Annotated in this window: 17 protein-coding genes and 2 pseudogenes; 7 read left to right on the forward strand and 12 right to left on the reverse strand. The window is 42.3% G+C overall.

The annotated features are described in order from the left end of the window. Window positions 1–172: 172 nt before the first annotated feature. Window positions 173–1267, reverse strand: a complete 1095-nt coding sequence (locus MF4642_RS15085) for a fatty acid desaturase family protein (protein ID WP_078389684.1) — start codon at window positions 1265–1267, stop codon at window positions 173–175. 14 nt (window positions 1268–1281) lie between these two features. Further along, window positions 1282–2349 carry a ferredoxin reductase gene (locus MF4642_RS15090; RefSeq protein ID WP_078426731.1) on the reverse strand — a complete coding sequence of 356 codons (1068 nt, stop codon included), beginning with the start codon at window positions 2347–2349 and terminating at the stop codon, window positions 1282–1284. A gap of 140 nt (window positions 2350–2489) precedes the next feature. Between MF4642_RS15090 and fabR the strand changes: the two genes are divergently transcribed. Then, entirely contained in the window at window positions 2490–3185 is a 696-nt protein-coding gene (fabR, locus tag MF4642_RS15095) for an HTH-type transcriptional repressor FabR (protein WP_004693528.1), read from the forward strand. A gap of 38 nt (window positions 3186–3223) precedes the next feature. Here the strand turns inward: fabR and MF4642_RS15100 are convergent, their stop codons facing one another. The 8 genes from MF4642_RS15100 to MF4642_RS15135 all read right to left on the reverse strand — a co-directional run bounded on the left by MF4642_RS15100 (window position 3224) and on the right by MF4642_RS15135 (window position 13527). Continuing rightward, window positions 3224–4039 carry an alpha/beta fold hydrolase gene (locus MF4642_RS15100; protein ID WP_078426732.1) on the reverse strand — a complete coding sequence of 272 codons (816 nt, stop codon included), beginning with the start codon at window positions 4037–4039 and terminating at the stop codon, window positions 3224–3226. A gap of 139 nt (window positions 4040–4178) precedes the next feature. Further along, window positions 4179–4445 (reverse strand): PAAR domain-containing protein, encoded by a 267-nt coding sequence (locus MF4642_RS15105; RefSeq protein ID WP_004980182.1) that lies wholly within the window; start codon window positions 4443–4445, stop codon window positions 4179–4181. Window positions 4446–4606: 161 nt separating this feature from the next. Next, window positions 4607–7444, reverse strand: coding sequence for an RNA polymerase-associated protein RapA (gene rapA / locus MF4642_RS15110; protein ID WP_078426733.1), 2838 nt, complete (start codon window positions 7442–7444; stop codon window positions 4607–4609). 136 nt (window positions 7445–7580) lie between these two features. Next, window positions 7581–8225: an RluA family pseudouridine synthase gene (locus MF4642_RS15115; protein WP_062034726.1), complete on the reverse strand. Its 645-nt coding sequence runs from the start codon at window positions 8223–8225 to the stop codon at window positions 7581–7583. A gap of 174 nt (window positions 8226–8399) precedes the next feature. Further along, on the reverse strand, window positions 8400–9515 hold the full coding sequence (locus MF4642_RS15120) for an ABC transporter permease (RefSeq protein ID WP_078426734.1): 1116 nt from the start codon (window positions 9513–9515) through the stop codon (window positions 8400–8402). Between the two features lie 19 nt (window positions 9516–9534). Then, window positions 9535–10665: an ABC transporter permease gene (locus MF4642_RS15125; RefSeq protein ID WP_078426735.1), complete on the reverse strand. Its 1131-nt coding sequence runs from the start codon at window positions 10663–10665 to the stop codon at window positions 9535–9537. Between the two features lie 10 nt (window positions 10666–10675). Then, window positions 10676–12487 (reverse strand): ATP-binding cassette domain-containing protein, encoded by a 1812-nt coding sequence (locus MF4642_RS15130; RefSeq protein ID WP_171262531.1) that lies wholly within the window; start codon window positions 12485–12487, stop codon window positions 10676–10678. Window positions 12488–12504: 17 nt separating this feature from the next. Further along, the gene (locus MF4642_RS15135) at window positions 12505–13527 is read right to left on the reverse strand and encodes an HlyD family efflux transporter periplasmic adaptor subunit (RefSeq protein ID WP_078426737.1); all 1023 of its coding nucleotides are present in this window, start codon (window positions 13525–13527) and stop codon (window positions 12505–12507) included. Window positions 13528–13637: 110 nt separating this feature from the next. Here MF4642_RS15135 and MF4642_RS15140 point away from each other — a divergent pair, with 110 nt between their 5' ends. After that, window positions 13638–14273 carry a CerR family C-terminal domain-containing protein gene (locus MF4642_RS15140; protein WP_004693547.1) on the forward strand — a complete coding sequence of 212 codons (636 nt, stop codon included), beginning with the start codon at window positions 13638–13640 and terminating at the stop codon, window positions 14271–14273. On the opposite strand, the gene MF4642_RS15145 is transcribed toward MF4642_RS15140, so the two are convergent. After that, window positions 14264–16018, reverse strand: a complete 1755-nt coding sequence (locus MF4642_RS15145) for an amidohydrolase (protein WP_078426738.1) — start codon at window positions 16016–16018, stop codon at window positions 14264–14266. The two genes, MF4642_RS15140 and MF4642_RS15145, sit on opposite strands and share 10 nt — an antisense overlap. 153 nt (window positions 16019–16171) lie before the next feature. After that, window positions 16172–17056, reverse strand: a complete 885-nt coding sequence (locus MF4642_RS15150) for a LysR family transcriptional regulator (protein ID WP_078426739.1) — start codon at window positions 17054–17056, stop codon at window positions 16172–16174. 108 nt (window positions 17057–17164) lie between these two features. On the opposite strand from MF4642_RS15150, the pseudogene MF4642_RS15155 reads away from it, so the two are divergent. The 5 genes and pseudogenes from MF4642_RS15155 to MF4642_RS15175 form a co-directional block, all read left to right on the forward strand. Then, window positions 17165–17728: pseudogene (locus MF4642_RS15155) on the forward strand (chromate transporter); the annotation flags it as partial. Between the two features lie 7 nt (window positions 17729–17735). Then, complete coding sequence (locus tag MF4642_RS15160; RefSeq protein WP_004693555.1) at window positions 17736–18257, forward strand: chromate transporter; 522 nt, start codon at window positions 17736–17738, stop codon at window positions 18255–18257. A 40-nt stretch (window positions 18258–18297) separates the two neighbouring features. Next, window positions 18298–18951 (forward strand): annotated as a pseudogene (locus MF4642_RS15165) (linear amide C-N hydrolase); the annotation flags it as partial. Between the two features lie 230 nt (window positions 18952–19181). Continuing rightward, window positions 19182–19805 carry a LexA family protein gene (locus tag MF4642_RS15170; protein ID WP_004693559.1) on the forward strand — a complete coding sequence of 208 codons (624 nt, stop codon included), beginning with the start codon at window positions 19182–19184 and terminating at the stop codon, window positions 19803–19805. A 20-nt stretch (window positions 19806–19825) separates the two neighbouring features. Next, entirely contained in the window at window positions 19826–21121 is a 1296-nt protein-coding gene (locus MF4642_RS15175; protein WP_004693560.1) for a Y-family DNA polymerase, read from the forward strand. Window positions 21122–21275 lie beyond the last annotated feature (154 nt).

Consider the following 21275-nt stretch of genomic DNA (forward strand, 5'->3'; position numbering starts at 1 on the left):
ACTTCATGTACAACCATCATTTTAAAGGCAAAGCTATAATCACCTTGTGTACGTTTAACTCTTTGTTCTCGTTCATGTTCCATAAAATAAGCCTCTTAAAGGTGTAAACTTATTTCAGGACGGGACAAGTAAATAACAAAAAAAGCCACTTCAAATGAAGTGGCTTTTTTTGTTATTTTTTAAAGGGAAACGCATATTTCACAATACGTTTGATGACGCTACCATACTGTTTTACTAAGCTGGCATTGTTATAGTTAATGCCATACTTTTCACACACTGCTTGTACTTTCGGTGCCATTTTACGGTAACGACGCGCAGGTACATCTGGATATAAGTGATGCTCAATTTGATGACTTAAGTGCCCTGTCAAAATATGGAATGCTTCTGAACCTGTTAAATTTGACGAACCACGAATTTGGCGCATGTACCAGTGACCACGGCTTTCATTTTCCAGTACTTTTTTCGGAAAAACTTCCACGTCTTTGGTGAAGTGACCACAGAAAATCACACTAAATGTCCACATATTACGGATACCATTTGCAACTAAATTCCCTGTAAACACAGGCAACGCCGCAGGTCCTGCAATAAGTGGGAAAAACACATAATCTTTAAACAATTGTTTACCAATTTTGCGCTGCATAGGTTTCCATTCAGCTAAAGTCTGTGCTTTGCTTTTACGCCCCTTGAAGTATTTGCCTAATTCCAAGTTTTGGATCGCAACGCCCCATTGGAACAACAAACAAAATGGAATGCTATAAATCGGTTGCAATAAAAAGCCCGGCTTCCAACGTTGTTCAGGGAATAATCGAAGCAGACCATAGCCAATGTCATCATCCATCCCTTTAATGTTGGTGTAGGTATGATGCTTGTAGTTATGGGTCTGACGCCAGTTATCTGCTGTACCTACGATGTCCCACTCATAGTTTTGACCATTAAACTTAGGGTCGTTCATCCAGTCATATTGACCGTGCATTACATTGTGACCCAACTCCATGTTTTCCATGATTTTGGCAAAACTCAGCAAGCCCGTGCCCAACACCCATGCTGGTGGGAACCAACCGGCAAATAAACATGCACGACCTGCGATAGACGCATAACGCACCGCTGCATAGACACGACGAATATATTGTGCATCTTTTTCGCCAATATCATCCAGTACTTCTTGCTTAATGGCATCTAGCTCACGTGCAAGCTCATCTAACTCAAATGTCGTTAACTCACGATTCTTCGGGTTTTTAAAATATTCAACTTTAACAGGCATATTCATTGTATTTATTCCCCTTATAAATCAACAATTAGATCGGTTTGTGCCGTGTTGACACAGATTTTTAGAAAATTTCCAGGCTCAGAGTTTTGTGCACCATTGACCAAGTTTTTGGTCGAACCTTCCACTTTGTTGCAGGCACATTTATTACAGATTCCCATACGGCAGCCATGTTGAGGCTTCACATTTTGCTGTTCCAAACTTGTAAGAATGGATTGGCCTTTTGGAATGCTTAAAATTTTCTTCGACTTTGTTAAGGTAATATTCACAAAACCAACATCATCATTTGCAAATGGACTCATGCTAAACGCTTCAGTTTTTAAGGTGTTGGCATGAGCGAAAAGCTGCTCAACCGTAGCCACAAAACCTGAAGGGCCGCATGCATATACCGTTGCATTTTCAAGCTGATCCAATCCAGACATATGGTTTTGGTTTAAACGCTCACCTTCATCTGACTCTTGGGTATAAAACATGCTGAATGTGAAGTTTGAGTATTGTGCTGCTAGTTGCTCAAAATATGCTTTGAAAGCTGCATCAGTATGTTTTTTCACCCAATACATCAAATGTACAGGCTGCTTTTTAAGCTTAGCGGTCTTCTCTAAACGTTTCAGTAAACTCAGCATGGGGGTAATACCACTGCCCGCAGCAAGTAAAATTAACTGTTGATCATTTACAGTCAATTGCATATCGCCATAAGGCTGACCGAATTCTAAAACATCGCCGATTTGAGCCTGCTCACATAGCCAATGACTTGCCTTGCCTTGGTCTACCATTTTTACATTCAGTAAGACATGTTGCGCATCAATCTGGGTCAAACTATAGGTACGTTCATAACGTACGCCTTGAACCACGACATATACAGGATGGTGTTGCCCCGCTTGCCCCATTTGAAAGTGACGGTTGATTTGCAGCGTTAAACTCACCATATCGTGTGCAACTTGCTCTTTTTTTACCACTTTACCCAAAGCTTGGTGTATCGACCAAAGTGGGTTGATTTTTTGAAGCCAAAAGTTAGCTGTGTGTCGGTCGATAACACTCTCAGCATACTCAGTTAAAGGAGATTTAGTTTTTTCAAGGATCTGCATAGTAAAGGACCACGCCATAGATTTTGAATTATTATACACATGTATATATATTTGTATATATAATCTGATTGTTTCGTTTCGTTTCACAATGCCGACCAGTGGGGCTATAATGAACCGATTGATTTAATTGCTTGATAAATATGACACCGACCACCATTCAAACCCATACAACCAACACAGAGCATGAAGCTTCAAAAAAACATGCACCAGTGCTTGCACGTAGTGTTGGTCGAAAAGCAACGATTACAAAAGATGAACTGTTTCAAGCTGCTTTAAATTTGATTGGTCCTGAAAAAAGTATTGCATCCCTCAGTTTGCGCGAAGTCGCACGTGAAGCAGGGATTGCGCCGAATAGTTTTTATCGTCATTTTAAAGATACCGATGAACTTGCTATTGAGTTGATTGAACGTGCAGGTGTTGTGCTACGCCAAATTTTGCATGAAGCACGGATTAAGGCCATTCGCCAAGAAAGTATTATTCGTAGCTCAGTCGAAGTTTTTATTGAACAACTAGATGCGGATGACGGCAACTTAAGCCTGCTATTACGCGAAGCATATACGGGTTCAGCATCTTATAAAAATGCGGTCGAAAGACAGTTGAATTATTTCCAACAAGAACTCAAAGATGATTTAATTCGTTTAGAACGTTTAAATAATAGCAAACTCTTCCACCCTGAATTGGTGTCCATGGCAATCACCCAATTGGTTTTCAATATGGGTGCCAAAGTGATTGATATGCCAAGTGTAGAGCGTAAAAAAATGGCTGAACAAACCATGATCATGATTCGCATGATTTTGGAAGGTTCACGCCATTTGGATGAAGCGATGATTCGCTAATCTGTGATTACACCCAACAGATTCGCTGAAATATCTTCTTATTTGTTTCGCTGTTGCTCTTTAATGAGCTGTTGCACAAATTCAGCGGTCTGTTTCGGTTGTTCCAGTGGAAACATATGCCCACCTTCAAGCACGCTATACTCAATCGCATAGGTTTTTTTCATCCCTTGGGGTAAACCTTGCTTATAGAAATGGCTATCTTTTGCAGTCAACACATGAATCGGCATATCAGGTGCTTTGCGTGGGGTACGCCACCACCATGCAGGCACTGTCCTGAAGATCTCAGCTTCAGTATGTTTGGGAATGGTTAGCGTCACCCCATTTCGAGTCGGATCACTTTTTAAACCACACGCTATAAAGTCCGCAAAACACTGTTCATCAAAGTCTTTAAAAATACGATTCGGTCTGAGCGCCTGACTGGCCTGTTCAATACTTTCCCAATGATCACGACGCTTGACAGTCACTGCGGCTGGGGTGAGTTTTTCAATGGACTTTGATCCCAGCTTTTGTAACGCTTCAAATAAAAAGGCCTTAGAACCAATCACAAACGGTGGGTCCATGATAATCACTTGCGAAAACAACTGTGGTTTTTTATAAGCCGCCATAAGTGTAAGTAAAGAGCCAAAAGAATGCCCTAAACCAATCACTTGTTGCCGTGAAAACTGCTGTTCAATATCTGAAATAACTTGATCCACCAACGCTTCCCAACGGTATTCCACAGGATAGTGCGGATCTAGGCCAATCATCGGGATCGCTTTGACATCAAAATCTTTATTCAAAAACTGGAAAAATTTTTGATAGCTGCCCGAAGGAATGCCGTTTGCATGGGTAAAGTGTAAGGCTGGTTTGCTCATGTCATTCAGATCTATTGTTTTATAGCCTATTTACCATAATCGTTTTTCAAACTAAACGAAATGGCGCAGGATGAACCCTAAGTCATGAACTTTGATCACTTCGGCCAATTTTTAAAAATATTCTGGGATAGATCTGAGATCACTTTGCAGAAACAGTTAAGTTCTGATTAGCTAAAAAAGTAGCGCCACAGTTGGTTTTGTCTCCTGCAATCACCACAGCACGTCCCAAGACCGTTGTACTCTGATCTGCGGCAATCGCAGAAACCACCATTCGACACTTAGGACAAAAGTGCTTCATTCCATTTAAATGCACAGCAATGCCATTGATCACAAAACTATTTTCACACTCAGTGACGATGCCACCATGTGTTGTTTTTGAACCCATTGTTACTAGAGCTTTAGACATAATTTATTGTTCGAAACGTTAGAGTTTTAATGGCGAAAATTCTAGCATAAGCAAGCGCTTAAAATTTCAATGGATTACTTTTCAAATACAACTTAGACATCCATTTTTTAAAGGACTCATTAAAAAAGCACCCGAAGGTGCTTTTCATACAGCAATTCCAATTATGGTTTAACCACAACCATCACTTGAATTGCTTCTGGTGTAACCGATAGGCCATCTAGCAAACCAAGACCTTCTTTTTGCAGTTTTTGTAGACGTGAAATTTCATCTTCACGAATACTCGGATTAAACTGCTTTAAGTAAGTCAGGCGGTCAATTTCGTATTGCCACTTACTGCCGTAGACTTCTTTCGCTTGTTGCACAAAGCTCGGTAAAGCCGCACGTGCAAGCTCTAAAGCTTGTATATAACGCTGTTCAATCACTTCACGGCGTGCTTTCACGACTTGACGACAGCTATTACCATCCAAATGATGTAAATATGGTTTTAAGATTTCAGGGGCAATTTTCTGCGACAGGTCTTGACCCTTTTCACTCAACAAAACGCGAACCAGCTGCTGCGGTAAGCTTGAAGGCAAATTCAATGCTTTCGGTGCAACTACATCGACCTTAAACCACACTTCTAACAACACCGAACCTTGTGGTAAAGCCGCTGACTTCAACACTGCAACGTTGGTACTACCAAAACCTTGAGTGTTAATCATTTCCATCACACTTTCAGTAAATGGATGTTCAAGGGTTAAATACTGAGCATCTTCACGTATCTGAGCTTGATCGCGGTAGAATGTTGCAGTCATGCCTTCTTCGTCCAAGGTTAAACCTTGAACTTGCATTTGATCGGTTGGTTTAATGATGACTGTACCGTTGCTTTGCTCGTCAAAATCAATATTTGTCGATGCCATAAAGCGCTTCATAAACATTGGCAAAGTGGTATTGTCATCATAAGACTCAAGTGCTTGTACAATTTCTTGCGCCACAATTGGACGACAAGAGTTGTATTCAAGCAAACGGTCGCGACCTGATTGTAACTCTGCTTCTAACGCTTCACGTTGTACGCTAACTGCTTCGAGTAAGTCATCAAACTGCTGACCTTTATCTGTCAGTAAACAATCTTTCAATTCAACAATAAAGTTTTCTTGTAAAGTTTGAGCAGTTGGCGAGATATTACTGAAAATATTTAATGCTTCGTTATACCAACGGAACATACGTTCTTGCGCTGTACCAATTAGATACGGCACATGAATTTGAATCCGGTTTTCTTGACCAATACGGTCTAAACGACCAATACGTTGTTCAAGTACATCTGGGTTCGCAGGCAAGTCAAATAAAATCAAATCTGATGCAAACTGGAAGTTACGACCTTCAGAACCAATTTCAGAGCACAGTAAAATTTGTGCACCATAAGATTCTTCAGCAAAATAAGCCGACGCTTGGTCACGCTCAAGTAAACTCATGCCTTCATGGAACATTGCAGTACGAATACCCGCATGTAAACGGAGTACGTTTTCAAGCGCTTCAACCACAGGACCACTACGTGCAATGAGCAACACTTTTTTGTGTTTTAAGTCTGTACGTAGTTTTTCCATGAGCCACATGACACGCGGGTCAGCTTCCATCCACGCACCGTCAAGCTGCGCTTCTTCTGGCCACATTTGTTCACGCAATTTACCGTCTTTAGACCAATTTTCTGGTGCAGGCAAAGGCGCAGGTTGACAGTCACGACCTGGGAAGCCTTGAATGGCCTCACGGGTGTTACGGAACAAAATACGCCCTGTACCATGACGGTCTAAAAGCTCATGAATGGCACGGAAACGTTGTTCTGGTGCATCTTCAATGCGATGCCCTAGCAAACCTTCTAATGCAGCCAAATGCCCTTCTTCAAGTGGCATATCTGACATCAGTACTTCAGCAATTTTTGCAGTTTGTTGATATTGGGTTTCTTCATCTAAGAAACGATCCAGCGAACTAAAACGCTGTGGGTCAAGTAAACGTAAACGCGCAAAGTGACTTTCCACACCCAGCTGTTCTGGGGTTGCCGTTAACAGTAAAACACCCGGTGTTTTTTCTGCTAACTCTTCGATCAAGTCGTAACGATCATTACCACCGTCTTCTTCATTCCACATCAAGTGATGTGCTTCATCGACCACTAACAGGTCAAAACCAGCTTCTAGGGCCTGTTCACGCAAGTCATCATGGTCAATCATCAAATCGATTGACGCAATAATGCATTGTTCAGTCAGGAATGGATTCAGTTCAGGATCATGTTCTTTAATTGAAGCCGTACGGGTTAAATCAAATAATGAGAAGTTCAAATTGAAACGACGACGCATTTCAATCATCCACTGATATTGCAGTGAATCGGGCACCAAAATTAGGATACGTTCTGAACGACCCGTTTTAAGCTGTTGATGGATGATCAATCCAGCTTCAATGGTTTTACCTAAGCCCACTTCATCAGCTAAAAGAACACGGGGAGCAAAACGCTGACCTACTTCGTGTGCAATATACAGCTGATGAGGAATCAGACCGACACGTGAACCGACCATACCACGCAGTGGACTCGACTTCATATTGGCTTGCATCAGCATCGCTTCAATACGTAAGTCGTACCATTCTTTATAGTCAATTTGACTTGCCAATAAGCGATCAAGCGGTTTAGACAGCTGAATTTGAGCGCCAATGCGAGTCTCATTCAGTGATTTACGTTCTTCCGTGCCATCTTCTAAGCGACGAACAACGTTATAACGCACCACACCATGACGGTCTTCATGTGATTCAACCGTCCACTTGGTGCCTTCTTGATCTTGTAATTCATCGTTCACGTTAAAAATGATACGTGATAAAGGTGCATTATTCCGTGCATATACACGTGTTTCATCACTTTTAGGGAATAAGATGCTGACAGATCGCTCATCTACATCAATAAGAACTCCTAGACCTAGTTCCGTTTCTGTATCTGATAACCAACGTTGACCAATAGCAAACTGCTGCAATTTTTCCACCTTTATCTACAAGTTAGGACTGCAAATTTAATGCTCAAACATTGTTTGATATTTGAGCAAAATTATACACCTTTAAGCAATATATTTTGACATAAAGCTCACTAAAAAAGTGAGCAAATTTGATGATTCCACGTACTTAAAATGGTACTGGACAAATAAATTCGATACGTTCATCGGTTTGGGGATGATGAAAACTCAAACGCTCTGCGTGTAAACACAAACGCGGCATCAAATCTTGCTGGTCAGGCGCAGCATAAAGCGTATCTCCCACGATAGGATGACCTAAAAACTGCATATGTACACGAAGTTGATGCGAACGCCCTGTAATAGGGGTGAGCGCCACACGAGTCACGGGCTGACCCTGTATTTCAAAATGTTCAATGGCTTTCCACTCTGTCACAGCAGGCTTGTTATGACTGGGCTCTGCAATATGTAACGGTGGACGGGATGGATCATAAATGACAGGTACATCAACAGTGCCCTGACCATCTAAATGGCCAGCCACAATCGCTTGATAGGTTTTATCGGTTTGGCGTTCTTGAAACTGACGAGAAATGGATTTTTGTCCCCAACGACTGAGACCAAAAACCAAGATACCAGAGGTATCACGATCAAGACGGTGGATCAGGAGTGTTTTAGGTTCTAGTTTGACTAAACGATTGATCATACAATCTTGTAAGTCTTCTGTCTTCCCCGGAACGGTGAGTATACCTGCAGGCTTATGGATGACCATAAAGTCTTCATCTCGATGAATCAGGTGTTCGGTTAGAAAATTACTCAAGGTTCCATTCCAAGCTGATCGCGAAAACAAGCGGGCAATAATAAAAAGCTTAAGCTAGAAATACAATGCAAAAATCGTTTTTTTTAATCATGAACCGATATTGATTGCATTATTTAACGTCAAACGCCGAATCACAGTCTGTATCGATAAGTGAGACATAGAGATATCACACTATTATGACAAACGATTTCGAAATAACCACGCAGCCAAAGGCAAGGTAATTATGGCTAATATCAACATCGGTACAAAGTCCCATTTCACTTGCGCAAAACTCGCACCTTCCAAATACACCCGTTGTACCAAGTCGATGCCAAAGCGTAGCGGGTTGGCATAAGTCAGCCAATTCAATAATTCAGGCATATTTTGTACAGGAGTTAGTAAGCCTGATAAAAGCGTTAAAGGCATGATCAAAAAGAAAGTATACAGCATGGCTTGTTGCATATTGAGTGCAATCGCTGAAATCGACAGTCCCACACCTACAACAGCAATGTTAAAGGCAAATAATCCAAAATAAAGTAAGGCCAAGGAGCCATTCATCGGGATCTGGAACCAGAATAGAATAATCGCCAAAATAATGGAAGATTGAATAACCCCAATAATAATCGGCGGAATGGCCTTCCCAATCATAATCTGCGTCGGGGTATAAGGTGTAACTAATAGCTGATCAAAAGTCCCTTGTTCACGCTCGCGTGCTACTGAAAGTGCCGAAAGTAATAATGTCTGCATCATACTTAAAGTTGCAATCAGAGATGGCATGATACCCCATCTCGACTCGACATTCGGGTTATACCATGTCCGCGCTTGTATCGTGATCGCGGAGTTGGTTCCCAAACGTTCTTGATTGACCTGCCCCACCACACTGCTGATGTAAGAGCCCGCTATACTTGCGGTCGATGAGTTTCTCCCATCTAGAATCACTTGAATCGGCGAAGACTCTTGACTATTGAGCTTATCCTCAAAATCAGCAGGAATGGTGATGACCGCCAAGGCTGTTCGATCATTAATGACGTGCTGGATTTGTTGATTATTTTGCAAATCTGCTGTTCGTTTAAAAATTCCTGAACCATCTAAATGTGCTAAAACTTGTTGTGAGCTTTGGCTTCGACTTTGATCCAGCACAACATAATCAACATGATTGACATCATAACTTGCGGCATAACCAAACAAGACCGCTTGGATAAATACAGGCGCGATTAAGGTCACCCGATTTGCAGGATCGGCTAAAATGGCTAAAAACTCTTTTCGGATCAGCACCCAAAGATAACGAAACCAGCGCATTAACGTTGTCATAACACCATTTTTCCTTTCGTTAGCCCAAGCGCTTTTTCAGTGTACGCGCGGTCATTGCTGTGAATAGCACGATATAAATCAATAAAATGCCACATTCTTTAAACCACAAAGACCAATCATCACCACCGAGTAATAATGTTTTAATCAAAGTCATATAGTGCGTTGCAGGTAAGACATTACTAATAATTTGCACAATTAGCGGTAAGTTTCGTGTATCGAACACAAAACCTGAAAGCATCAAAGCGGGCATGAAGCTGGCCAGTAGTGCCATCTGACTGGCTTGAAACTGACTTTTGGAGAGGCCTGAAATCATCAGACCCAGCAGTAACGACACCATTAAATATAAAAAAGAAGCGCTCATGACAGAGAGCAGTGATGCGCGAATGGGTACATCAAACAGAACATGTGCTGCAACTAAGCACATCACAATATCGATCATCCCAATCACGATATAGGGCGCCAGTTTTGAAAGTACAATTTCTAGAGGACTTACGGGCGTAACATATAATGCTTCTAAAGTGCCACGCTCACGCTCTCGTGCAATCAGCAAGCCAGTTAAAAATGCGCCAACCAAGGTCAAAATTAGGACAATTAAACCCGGCACTAAAAACCATGTGCTATTTGCAGACTCGTTAAACCACATACGTTGTTCAACCGTGATAATGCCACCCGTTGAAGCTGCATTTGTTCGGTCTGCTTGTATCAAGCAGGCGGTATTGAGCGCACTGGTAATATAACCCTGCAAAGCCGAAGCAATACTGGTCGAACGGCCATTGGTAATGACCTGAACAACACCCACTCCCTTTGTATATTGCTCCGCAAAGTTGCTGGGTATATTGATGATGGCATCAATTTCAGCCTTGCCCATTGCGGCTTCAGCTGGGCTAAAGCTTGGATAGTACTTGACGGTAATGTATCTAGAGCCGTTTAAGCCACTCATCAGTTGCTGACTCTGTGGCGTGGGTTGTTGCTCCACCACCCCTACTCGTCCGTTGGTTAAATCGAAAGACAGTCCATAACCAAACAGCAAAATTAAAATAATCGGTAAAATGAAACCGATCGCCATACTACTTTTATCACGAAGCAGCTGTTTGGATTCTTTACGTGTCAAGGCAAACAGTCGTGTCCAGAAAGCTGAGAAATGATTCATCTGACGCTCCTCAGTAAGCCTGCATGTCTGCACGGGAATGTTCAACGATGGCAATAAAAGCGCCATTCATATCATTTACACCCTCTAACTGTGCCATCCCACGAATCTGTTGAGGTGTGCCAATCGCCAACAATTTCCCTGCATCTTGAATCGCAATCCGATCACAGTATTCAGCTTCTTCCATAAAGTGTGTAGTCACAATAATGGTCATGCCTTGGTTCGCTAGCTCTCCAATGGTGTACCAAAAAGAGCGCCTTGCTAACGGATCAATACCACTGGTCGGTTCATCCAAAAATACAATTTCAGGCTGATGTAACAGTGCTGCTGCCATCGACAAACGCTGTTTAAAACCATTTGGTAGATCACCGCTTTTTGCGTATGGCTTAAGTTCAAACTGAAGCAATGCTTTATCAATTTGCTGCTTTAACTGTTTGCCCGATAAGCCATAAGCACCACCAAAGAACTTTAAGTTATCCAGCACACTCAAATTGCCATACAGGGCAAACTTCTGCGATACATAACCAATTTTTGCCCTTGCCTGTGCACGAGCTGTGCGCAAATTCATGCCTGCCACTTCCAACACACCACTGCTGGCGGGCAGCAAACCACAAAGCATACGAAACGTTGTGGTCTTACCTGCACCATTAGGGCCAAGTAAACCAAAAATTTCGCCTCGAGATACATCAAACGAGGTACTGGCCACGGCGGTAAAATCACCAAAGGTGCGTACCAAATCCTTCACCACAATCACAGGTTTTTCGAGCTGCTGTTTTACATTCTGCTTTGTTTTCACTTGTGGTGGATCAGAATTTTCTATCCATGGTTTTGAAGGGTCTAAAGCTGAATTTTCCTGTGCCAATACCGTTTTTTGAGTATGTTTCGCCTCATGTAAAAGCAACATAAATGCATCTTCTAGCTCTGCTGGCCTCGGTTCTGCAACAACGCCTTTGGGCAAAAGATCTGCTGGGAGTGATGGGCTTTCAGTTCGCGTAATAAAACGCACTACATCTCCTTTGGGAACTGCATCGGCAATATAATGTTGATTATCGAGTAAATGTGCTTGTAATACCCGTGCCTTCATGTTGGGACTGGGTTTTACTTGCCATGTTTGTCCCTGTGCCTGAGCCGTCAGTTCGTCGGGTGTACCTTGCTTTAAGACTTGTCCATCCAACATGACATAAACCTGATGACAGCGTTCAGCTTCATCCATATACGCAGTACTGAGGATGACACTTAAGTTCTCCTCCCTCACCAACTGTTCAATGATGATCCACAAATCACGGCGCGAGAGTGGATCGACACCGACACTTGGTTCATCCAGCAGCAATAGTTCAGGTGAACGCACTAAAGTGCAGGCCAAACCTAACTTCTGCTTCATGCCCCCAGAGAGTTTTCCTGCGGGACGTTCAGTAAAGCGCGCCAAGTCGGTAATCTTGAGCAAACGTGCAAAACGCTCCTTGCGAACGTCCATTGGCACGCCATGCAAATCCGCATACAAGTCTAAATTTTCTTGAATACTGAGGTCATCATACAAACCAAACTTTTGCGGCATGTAACTGATACGATCTTGCACAGATTGCGGGTCTTTGGCGACATCCATCCCTAAGACCTCTAAGCTTCCAGCGGTTGGCTTATATAAACCTGCGATCAATCTTAAAAATGTGGTTTTACCAGCACCATCAGGCCCAACCAAAGCCGTTAGTTGTCCTGCCTTGATCTGCATATTTATGCCTTGCAAAGCCTGCACATCATTTAAACCTTTTTGTTCTGTTTTAAAGGTTTTGTTTAAATCCGTGGCAATCACAATGCTCTCTACTGACATCGACATACTCCCCTGCCCTAAGGATTGTTCTTGGCAGTTGGACGCGATGATTTGGCTATGTTCACCGTTACAGGTTGTCCCATCTTCAGTTGGTCATTCGGGTCATCGACATAAATACGGACTTCATACACCAAAGTCGTGCGAATATCTTCGGTCTGTACCGTTTTCGGGGTAAATTCCGCCACAGATGAGATATAACCAATTTTTCCTGTGATGGGCTGATTCGGTTGTGAGTCACGAATGACTTGTGCTGCTGCGCCCATGTTAATATGCCCAAGATCCATTTCACTGGCATAAACACGCACCCATTTAGGATGGATCAGGGCAATGGTATAGACGGACTTGTTTGAAGTCGTCATGTCGCCGACTTCTTGTAAACGTGCACGAATTACGCCATTAACAGGTGCCAGCAGCTTACTTTGAGTAATTTGGTAATCAATCAAATCAAGATTGGCCTTGGTCGATTCATATTGTGCTTTAGCCGCTTCACGATCTTCTGTGCGCGCACCTTTCAAAAGTAGCTCTAGGTTGGCTTTGGTTTCACCTACAGCCGCTTCCGCCATTTTCATATTGCTTTTTGCAGCATCAACCTCTTGCTTACTCACCGCTTGACCCGCAGTACTCCGATTTAAGACATTTAAACGCTGGTATTGTTTATCGGCATTTTCAAATTGGGCTTGGGCAGACTGTACTTTCGCTTTCGCTTGGGTAATCTCTTCAGGTCGATTGCCCGCAGCTTGTTCATTTAAGGTTTGCTGTTGAACTTGTAACTGTGCTTGGGCTTGCTGTGCTTGTATAGTCAGCGAGTCGGTATTCAGTTCGGCAAGAACCTGACCTTTTTGAACGCGATCACCTTCTTGAACAGCCAAGCTTTGAATACGTCCAGCCGTTTCAAATGCCAGCGAGACTTGTCGAATATCGACATTGCCATATAGCACCAGATGATCGGGATCGGCTTTGTCTCGACTGAACCACAAAAATGCAGCCGCTACAGCAATCAGCAATACCCCAACCAGCAGTATGAACTTACTTTTGTTCATGTACACCAAACCTTCGCTTAGTTTTAATACAAGTTTAAATTTAATTTAAACTATAACAATTCAATTAAGAAAGATATACTTCAAGTCTAAATTTTGATGCAGAGTAAATAATGTCTAGAGCTGGACGTAGCGATGGTGATTTAACCAAATCGAAAATTTTGGATGCTGCTGGCCGCCTAATTGCTCAGGATGGTTTTGCAAAAACCACGAGTAAAGCCATTGCCAAGCTGGCCGAAGTCGATTTGGCTGCCATTAACTATCACTTCGATGGTCGTGATGGCTTATATCGTGCCGTACTTGCCGAAGCACATACGCATTATATTGATGAACAAGAACTCTTGACCTTGCTTAACAGCTCTAAAACGCCTACTGAAAAACTGGAAGCTTTTTTTGAAAGCCTAATCGGTAAGCTGGTTGAAACCGATGTCTGGCATAGCAAAGTGTTTGTTCGTGAACTTTTTTCACCGACCACCCACCTATACACGTTTATGCAAAATGATGGTGCGCGAAAGTTTCTTTTGGTTAAAAAAATTATTAGCCAAGTTTCAGGTATCGATGAAAATCACCCTGCACTTTTGCCTTGTGTACTCAGTACAGTCGCGCCCTGTATGATGCTGATTTTGGCAGATGCAAATGGGCCAAGCCCACTTAAAAATGTCTCCAAGCTTGAACCGGCGCTTTTAGTCAAACATCTCATGACCTTTTCAGTCGCAGGTTTACAAGCCGCTAAACAACTTTATCTTTGATAAACCAACTGTCCTTGCTTATAGGTTGCAAGAACGTTGATGTCTTTGATCTTAGACGGATCAATTGTGATTGGATTGTCACTTAAAACAACAAAGTCACCGTATTTCCCAGTACTTAATGTGCCTTTGATATCTTCTTCAAAATACTGATATGCAGCCCAGTCCGTCATCGTTTTAAGTGCGATATACGGGCTGACTTTTTGTGCCTCACCCAAAACTTTGCCTGTTCGCGTGATGCGATTAACGGTTGCATCCAGCACCATCATGCTTTTCGGTGGGATAACAGGGGCATCATGATGCTCGGTGAAAATCATGCCTTTTCTTAAGGCCGAACCTGTTGGTGAGATGTGTTCAGCACGCTTTTCCCCTAAGGTTTGTGCTACATGCCAGTCACCCCAGTAGTAAGTATGTAAAGAAAAAAATGAGGGAATCAGGTGAAGCTGTTTCGCCCGATCCAGTTGATCCTCTCGCATGGTTTGCGCATGAATAATCACATCTCGTCGCTGTGAGGCATCATATTTCTTTTGCGCATTGGCAATCACATTAAGGTATTGATCAATCGCGGCATCACCATTGGCATGTGCCAAAATTGGCCATTGGTGCTCAAAAGCCAAGTCAATCATGTGCTGGACTGTTTTTTGCTCTGGAAATGCAGGATAGCCACGATAGTTCTTATCTTTCCCTTCAGGCGGAACCACATAGGGTTCAGTTAACCATGCTGTTTTACCTTGGGGTGAACCATCTAAGCTAATTTTCACACCACCAATTCTAAAGTGATTGACATAGTTTTTGCTTACTCCTTTTTCGAGCATATACGCCTGTTCAGAACTAATATCAGGATAAGAGACGACATCGATGGCTAATTTTTTTTGATTAGCCAAACTACGCCAAAGTTCTGAAGTACCACGATCAGCTCGTCCTTCTTGTACTGTGGTATAACCATTTTTCATATAGGTTTGTACCGCAGTCAACGCCATCTGCTGCATCATTTCAGGTGGGACCGTTTTAAACGCCAGTAGCATGGCCTCAATCACAACACTTTCTTCCAGTACACCATTTGGAATATTTGTCCCTACTACGCGTCGAATCACACCACCACTGGGGTTGCTACTTTTTTCATTAATGCCTAACAACTCTAGCGCTTTGTGATTAACAGAGGCCAAATGCCCTGACTGATGCAAAATCAGTACAGGTTGAGTCGTTGAAATCTGATCTAAATCTGTGGCTGTTGGATGAGCTTTCTCTTGTAGCTGGGCATCATCATAACCATTGCCAATAATCCAGCCAGAAGTCGCTTGGACAAAAGTTGGATTTTGCTTCGCCCACGCATTCATTTCTTGGATAAGTGTGGCAATACTCACCACCTTGCCATCTGGCGGCGGATATAAATTTGCCACAGTTTGCTGCATACCGACAGAGTTTAAATGACTATGTGCATCGATGATGCCTGGGATGACGGTCTTGTTATTCAAGTTCAAACGTTTAGCCTGTGGCGCAAGCTTTTCAGCCTCAGACAATGTGCCTGTATAGCGGATCTTTCCATCTTGAATTAACATGGCATCGACATAGCTGGGCTGCATGCCTTGCATGGTTAAAATGGGGCCACCATAGACCAATAAGGCATTTTGCGTCTGTTGTTGTGTACTTGAAACGCTGCTAGACGGGCTGGTTGTACAACCACTCATCAGTACCACAGAGGAAGAAAGTAGAGCCGTAAGTACAAAAGAAACTTTATTAAAAAGCATGGGTTAAACACCTCATATTGCTAAATATTATATTTTGCTCCATACGAGCATTCGTTATAGGTATAAAACTTTAAATACAACACATCATCACTCTACCTTAGTACTTTAAGCCGGCTCTTGTCAGGCAGAATAAGGTGCTCAATATTCAACAGATTATTGCAATAGCTTTAAGATGTGTTGCAAACGGACATTGTCTATATTTTCTTTATACACTGCATAAATCGGCGCAATACATGGGTTATTGGCCTTAAGCGTTTTATAAACAATCTGCTTATTCCAAAAGTCACGAATGGCCTCAGGCACAATGGATAAACCAATCCCTGCAGCAATCAAGTTTAAGCTTGAGGTTAAACGTGGCGCTTCTTGTACAATTTTGGGACTAAATCCAGCTTGGTAACAACTGGCCAAAATATTATCGAATAAATCTTGTCCAGCTAAACGTCGGTATAACACAAAATCATGCGGTTCAAGATCCAGCAAGTGAATTGGTTCGGCGTGTTCAGCCAAAGGATGATTGTTGGGTAAGGCCACAATGAGCGGCTCATCTAGTACATGTAGACTGGTTAAACCAAGGCCAATCGGTGCAGGTTTGCGTAAGAACACAATGTCATTTTTTTCATTACTAATGGAATCAATCAGCGAGCTACTGCCATCTTCTTCCAGATGAATTGAAACACGTGGAAAAGTTTCCCGAAAGTTACGCAGCAAGGCCGGTAAAAATGGATGTAAGCCAACCGAGTTGGTAAAGCCAATATTAATCTGACCTTCGACCCCCAAAGAAATATCCTGCACACGTTTGGGAATCAACTGTGCATGCGCTAATATCGCAAGGGCTTCTTTGTACAAAACCTTGCCTGCTTCTGTCACCTCAACACCGCGTGGCAAACGCTTTAGCAGTTGAGTATTCAGCTCCTCTTCCAAGCTTTTGATAATCCGTGTTAACGGTGGTTGTTGCATATTCAAACGTACCGCAGCATGCGAAATATTACTTTCTTCTACCACTGCAACAAATGCTCTGAGTTTATGAATATCGATCATGTCTGCCCCATTAAACATACTTTTTTAGTATATATAACGTTAAAAATAGCATTTTTCAACATATCTCTACAGGTTCATACTGAGCTCATTCAACAAAAGGCGAAAGACATGAACACTGAAGTGCTCCCTGCTGAACAAATAACCCATCCAACTTCACGGGAATTATTTGCAGGCTTTATGAAGCTGGGACTCATGGGCTTTGGTGGCGTATTGCCACTTGCACATCAAATGGTTGTAGAAGACCAAAAATGGCTCAACACGGAAGAGTTCACGCACTTATTGGGTGTCTGTCAAATCCTCCCTGGAGGAAACATCATTAATATGGCCGTTGCGATTGGTTATGAGTTTCAGGGGGTTAAAGGTGCGATTAGTGCCGTTCTCGGGTTAATTTTTGCACCGACGGTGATTGTGATTTTGCTGTATCAGCTCTATAGCCAATTTCAAAGTATCCCCGTGATTCAGCATATGATACAGGGACTGGCAGCGGCAGCAGCAGGTTTACTGTTTGCCATGGGGCTAAAAATGCTGAAACCCATTCTGAAAAGTTACCTCACGATCTTTACCATTGCGCTGACCATTGTCTTTATGCTGATTATTAAGATTCCCTTGGCATTAACGTTACTGATCTTAGTCAGCATCAATGTCGCAGTCTTAAGCTTGAAAAAAGAGGAAAAAACGCATGATTTTAATCACCTTAGCTATCGTTTTTACCCAGCTTTCTATATTGGCCTTTGGTGGCGGCAATGCCATTTTGCCTGAAATGCAACATCAAGTGGTCGAAGTGCATCGTTGGCTTACTGCTACAGAGTTCAGCACCATGTTTGCCATGGCGCAAGCGGCTCCAGGCCCCAATATGATGATTGTGCCACTGGTCGGCTGGCATGTGGCTGGACCTGCTGGACTGTTTGTGACTTCACTGGCGAAGTTTGGGCCCTCTTCTGTACTGACTATATTTGCACTCAAGTTTTGGAATCAGTTTAAGGATCATCCGCTACGTAGCATGTTTGAAAAAGCACTGAAACCAATTACTGTCGGCTTGGTTTTGGTCAGTGCCTATATTATTGCCGCAGCATCTGCTCAGAACTGGTTACTTATCGCGATCGTTATCGTGGCAACGGGGTTAAGCTTAGTGAAAAAAATTCATCCACTATGGGTCATGCTCTTTGGAGCAATGTCAGGCGCACTTTTTTTATGGCTCTAGACTAACATATCTATTCTGCTAGTCTAGAGCCTAGATAAATGCCACAGTGAATGAAGCCATTCAGGCACTCGAAAAAGAGCCTTTCATCGTTGTGACTGACCAAGTTACGGGTGAGAAACGTTTAGCTACCCTGCATTTATCCATTTCCGATGCCACGGGTGATAGTGCCATTATTGAGTATATTAACGGTAAACAAGTCATTCATCATGGTCGACAGTATCAAGTGATGACCAACTCGCCAACCTTTGATCAACAGCTCGCTTTAAATAGCTATTGGAAGCAAATTGGTGGCACAACCATGCTTCCAGGCACTAACCGCGCATCTGATCGTTTTGCCCGTGCTTCTTTTTATATCAATGCGATTCCAAAAAATGCAACTCCAGACCATTCGCTCGCCAGTGTATTTAGTGTCATCCGCAATACCTCAGTCCCTTTTGGCCTAAACACTGAAGAAGAGCCGAATATTTCCTCAACCCGTTGGCGTACGGTGGTCAATCATAAACGTGGTTTATATTTCTTTGAATCTGCCGTTTCACCAAATGTGTTTTGGGTCGATTTAAAGGAAATTAACTTTAAAGATGGTCAAACCAAGAAGTTAGAACTTGGCCCAGACCAAGCGATGACATATGCAGGCAAAGCCAATGCATCCTTTAAAGTCACCAAACCTTTTGAGTTTTTAGGAACTAATCCCTAAGTTTTCAGTTATATCATCGGCTTAAAAATATAATCACCATCAATAATAGCCCTGATCAAAGGGCTACTCATCATCTAAAAGAAAGTTTCTTACTTTTTCTTATCCGCGACCAAAATTGACGGAGCATTATTTATTCAGTGTTTTTAAATTTGAGTTTTCACCCACATCAGCATATTCTAAACAGACAGATTCCACTTCCAAACACGCCTTGTAGCGTAGGAGTATTCACCATGTCAAAGAAGTTACCTATCTACTTCTCGGACGACGCATGGTCGTCTTTACAAGATCTCATGGGGCCAGAAGGTAAACCCAGTCCCACCATCAATAGCATGCTCGAACAAATTGTGCAGCAAGCTGAACTTGCGGATCAACTTAGGCTGACTCCTGTTCTACCTCAGTCCAAAGTCTCTATTCCTGTTTCTTTAGAACGCATTCCAGCAGGCCCAGCGTTCAGCACTAAAGATGAGCAAGGCAAAGCCATCGATCTCAATGAATTCTTAATACAAAACCCCATTTCAACGTTCATCGCTCATGTAGACAGTGAGTCAATGTTGGGCGTAGGTCTTGAAGTAAATGACCCGATTATTATTGATCGGAGTATTGAAGCCAAACACTACGACATTGTGGTGGCTTTAATTGATAATAATGACTCCACTATTAAAAGACTGATGATGACAAACAAAATGTCAAAGTCGGACATCAAAGACATTTTTGGAGATGAAAACTACCCTTTGCCTCAACTTTGGCTAAAAGCTGAAAACCCCGAGTATGAACATATTATTCCTACAGAAAATCAAACCTTTGTCATTTGGGGAGTGGTGACGTTTAACTTAAAACGTCTGTACCACCGTTAAGAATAATAAGAAGAAGCAATATGAAAAATGAAACTGAAATATTCGCGCTCGTTGACGTGAATAATTGCTATGTCTCATGTGAACGCGTCTTTAATCCAAAGCTCAATGACCGCCCTGTGATTGTATTAAGTAATAATGATGGTTGTGTAGTTGCTCGAAGCCAAGAAGCCAAGGATCTCGGCATTGGCATGGCTGTCCCTTTTTTTCAAATTCAAGAACTTGTCCAGCAGCATAATATTCAAGTGTTTTCGAGTAACTATGCTTTATATGGGGAAATGTCTCGCCGCTTCATGCAGTTATTGGGGCAATATGTGGCAGCCGATGAACAAGAGATCTATTCCATTGATGAATGTTTTTTAAAGCTAACCGCTTATGAGCATTTATTTAACCTCACTGACTATGCCAAAGACATGAAAGACAAGGCATGGCAGTGGCTTGGTCTTCCCTGCTGTATTGGAATTGGTCGTTCTAAAACAGAAGCCAAAATTGCCAATCATTTAGCCAAGAAAAATAAGGCGTTAAATGGCGTGTGCAATTTGGCACACATGGACCCATGTACTGCTGAATACATGCTTGCAGATGTGGAGGTCGGTGAAGTCTGGGGCGTCGGTCGACAGAACTGCAAAAAGCTAAACTCGATGGGTATTTATACGGTTTTAGATTTGATCGACTCCAAGCCGAGTGAAATTAAAAAGCAATTTAGCATAGTGATGGAAAAGACTGTCCGTGAGCTTCAAGGGATGTCTTGCATCAATATTGAAAGTGATGAGGTTGCGCATAAGCAAATTATTAGTAGTCGCTCATATGGTCAAGCTGTGTATGAAATTGATGACATCAAAGCCTCTGTACGCTTATATGTTGCCAGTGCTGTTAAACGCTTACGTCATGATGGCTCTATTTGTAAAATGATCGGGGTATATATTCAAACAGGTCGTTTTAGCCAAAATGAACATTACTCGCCCTATACCATTGTACACATGCATGAACACACCGATGATCTACTTGAAATTACACAGGCGGCCATGAAAGGCATTGACCAAATTTACAAGTCAGGGTTTAAATACAAAAAGGCGGGCATCGTCCTTTTGGAAATTATAGATAAATCTAAATTTGTGCATGATCTTTTTACCGACTATAGCCATAAAAATGACCGTGAAGAACTCTTCAATACCATGGATGCCATTACTGAACGTTTTGGTAAAAATATGATTTCTTTAGGGGTTTGCCATGAGAAAAAAGAACCTTGGCAAATGAATCAGTGCAATCGCTCTCCTGCCTATTTGAGCAACTGGTCGGAGCTATTTAGAGTGGGTTGAAGTTAAGTCTTCATAAAAGTAGATCACTGAACCGTACCGAGATTGTAGGAGACACATTTTCTTGAGAGAATGTCGCTATGACAAGATTAAAATACACCGCAGAAATCAAAGAACGAGCAGTACGTTTGCTGCTTGAATCTGAACAAGATTATCC

It is taken from the genome of Acinetobacter sp. MF4642 (assembly GCF_002018925.1).
GTDB lineage: Bacteria > Pseudomonadota > Gammaproteobacteria > Pseudomonadales > Moraxellaceae > Acinetobacter > Acinetobacter johnsonii.

Coding starts and splice junctions, on each gene's coding strand:
- MF4642_RS15085 (WP_078389684.1), bottom strand. CDS start 1,267: ATGAATATGCCTGTTAAAGTTGAATATTTTAAAAACCCGAAGAATCGT.
- MF4642_RS15090 (WP_078426731.1), bottom strand. CDS start 2,349: ATGCAGATCCTTGAAAAAACTAAATCTCCTTTAACTGAGTATGCTGAG.
- fabR (WP_004693528.1), top strand. CDS start 2,490: ATGACACCGACCACCATTCAAACCCATACAACCAACACAGAGCATGAA.
- MF4642_RS15100 (WP_078426732.1), bottom strand. CDS start 4,039: ATGAGCAAACCAGCCTTACACTTTACCCATGCAAACGGCATTCCTTCG.
- MF4642_RS15105 (WP_004980182.1), bottom strand. CDS start 4,445: ATGTCTAAAGCTCTAGTAACAATGGGTTCAAAAACAACACATGGTGGC.
- MF4642_RS15120 (WP_078426734.1), bottom strand. CDS start 9,515: ATGACAACGTTAATGCGCTGGTTTCGTTATCTTTGGGTGCTGATCCGA.
- MF4642_RS15125 (WP_078426735.1), bottom strand. CDS start 10,665: ATGAATCATTTCTCAGCTTTCTGGACACGACTGTTTGCCTTGACACGT.
- MF4642_RS15130 (WP_171262531.1), bottom strand. CDS start 12,487: ATGTCAGTAGAGAGCATTGTGATTGCCACGGATTTAAACAAAACCTTT.
- MF4642_RS15135 (WP_078426737.1), bottom strand. CDS start 13,527: ATGAACAAAAGTAAGTTCATACTGCTGGTTGGGGTATTGCTGATTGCT.
- MF4642_RS15140 (WP_004693547.1), top strand. CDS start 13,638: ATGTCTAGAGCTGGACGTAGCGATGGTGATTTAACCAAATCGAAAATT.
- MF4642_RS15145 (WP_078426738.1), bottom strand. CDS start 16,018: ATGCTTTTTAATAAAGTTTCTTTTGTACTTACGGCTCTACTTTCTTCC.
- MF4642_RS15150 (WP_078426739.1), bottom strand. CDS start 17,056: ATGATCGATATTCATAAACTCAGAGCATTTGTTGCAGTGGTAGAAGAA.
- MF4642_RS15160 (WP_004693555.1), top strand. CDS start 17,736: ATGATTTTAATCACCTTAGCTATCGTTTTTACCCAGCTTTCTATATTG.
- MF4642_RS15170 (WP_004693559.1), top strand. CDS start 19,182: ATGTCAAAGAAGTTACCTATCTACTTCTCGGACGACGCATGGTCGTCT.
- MF4642_RS15175 (WP_004693560.1), top strand. CDS start 19,826: ATGAAAAATGAAACTGAAATATTCGCGCTCGTTGACGTGAATAATTGC.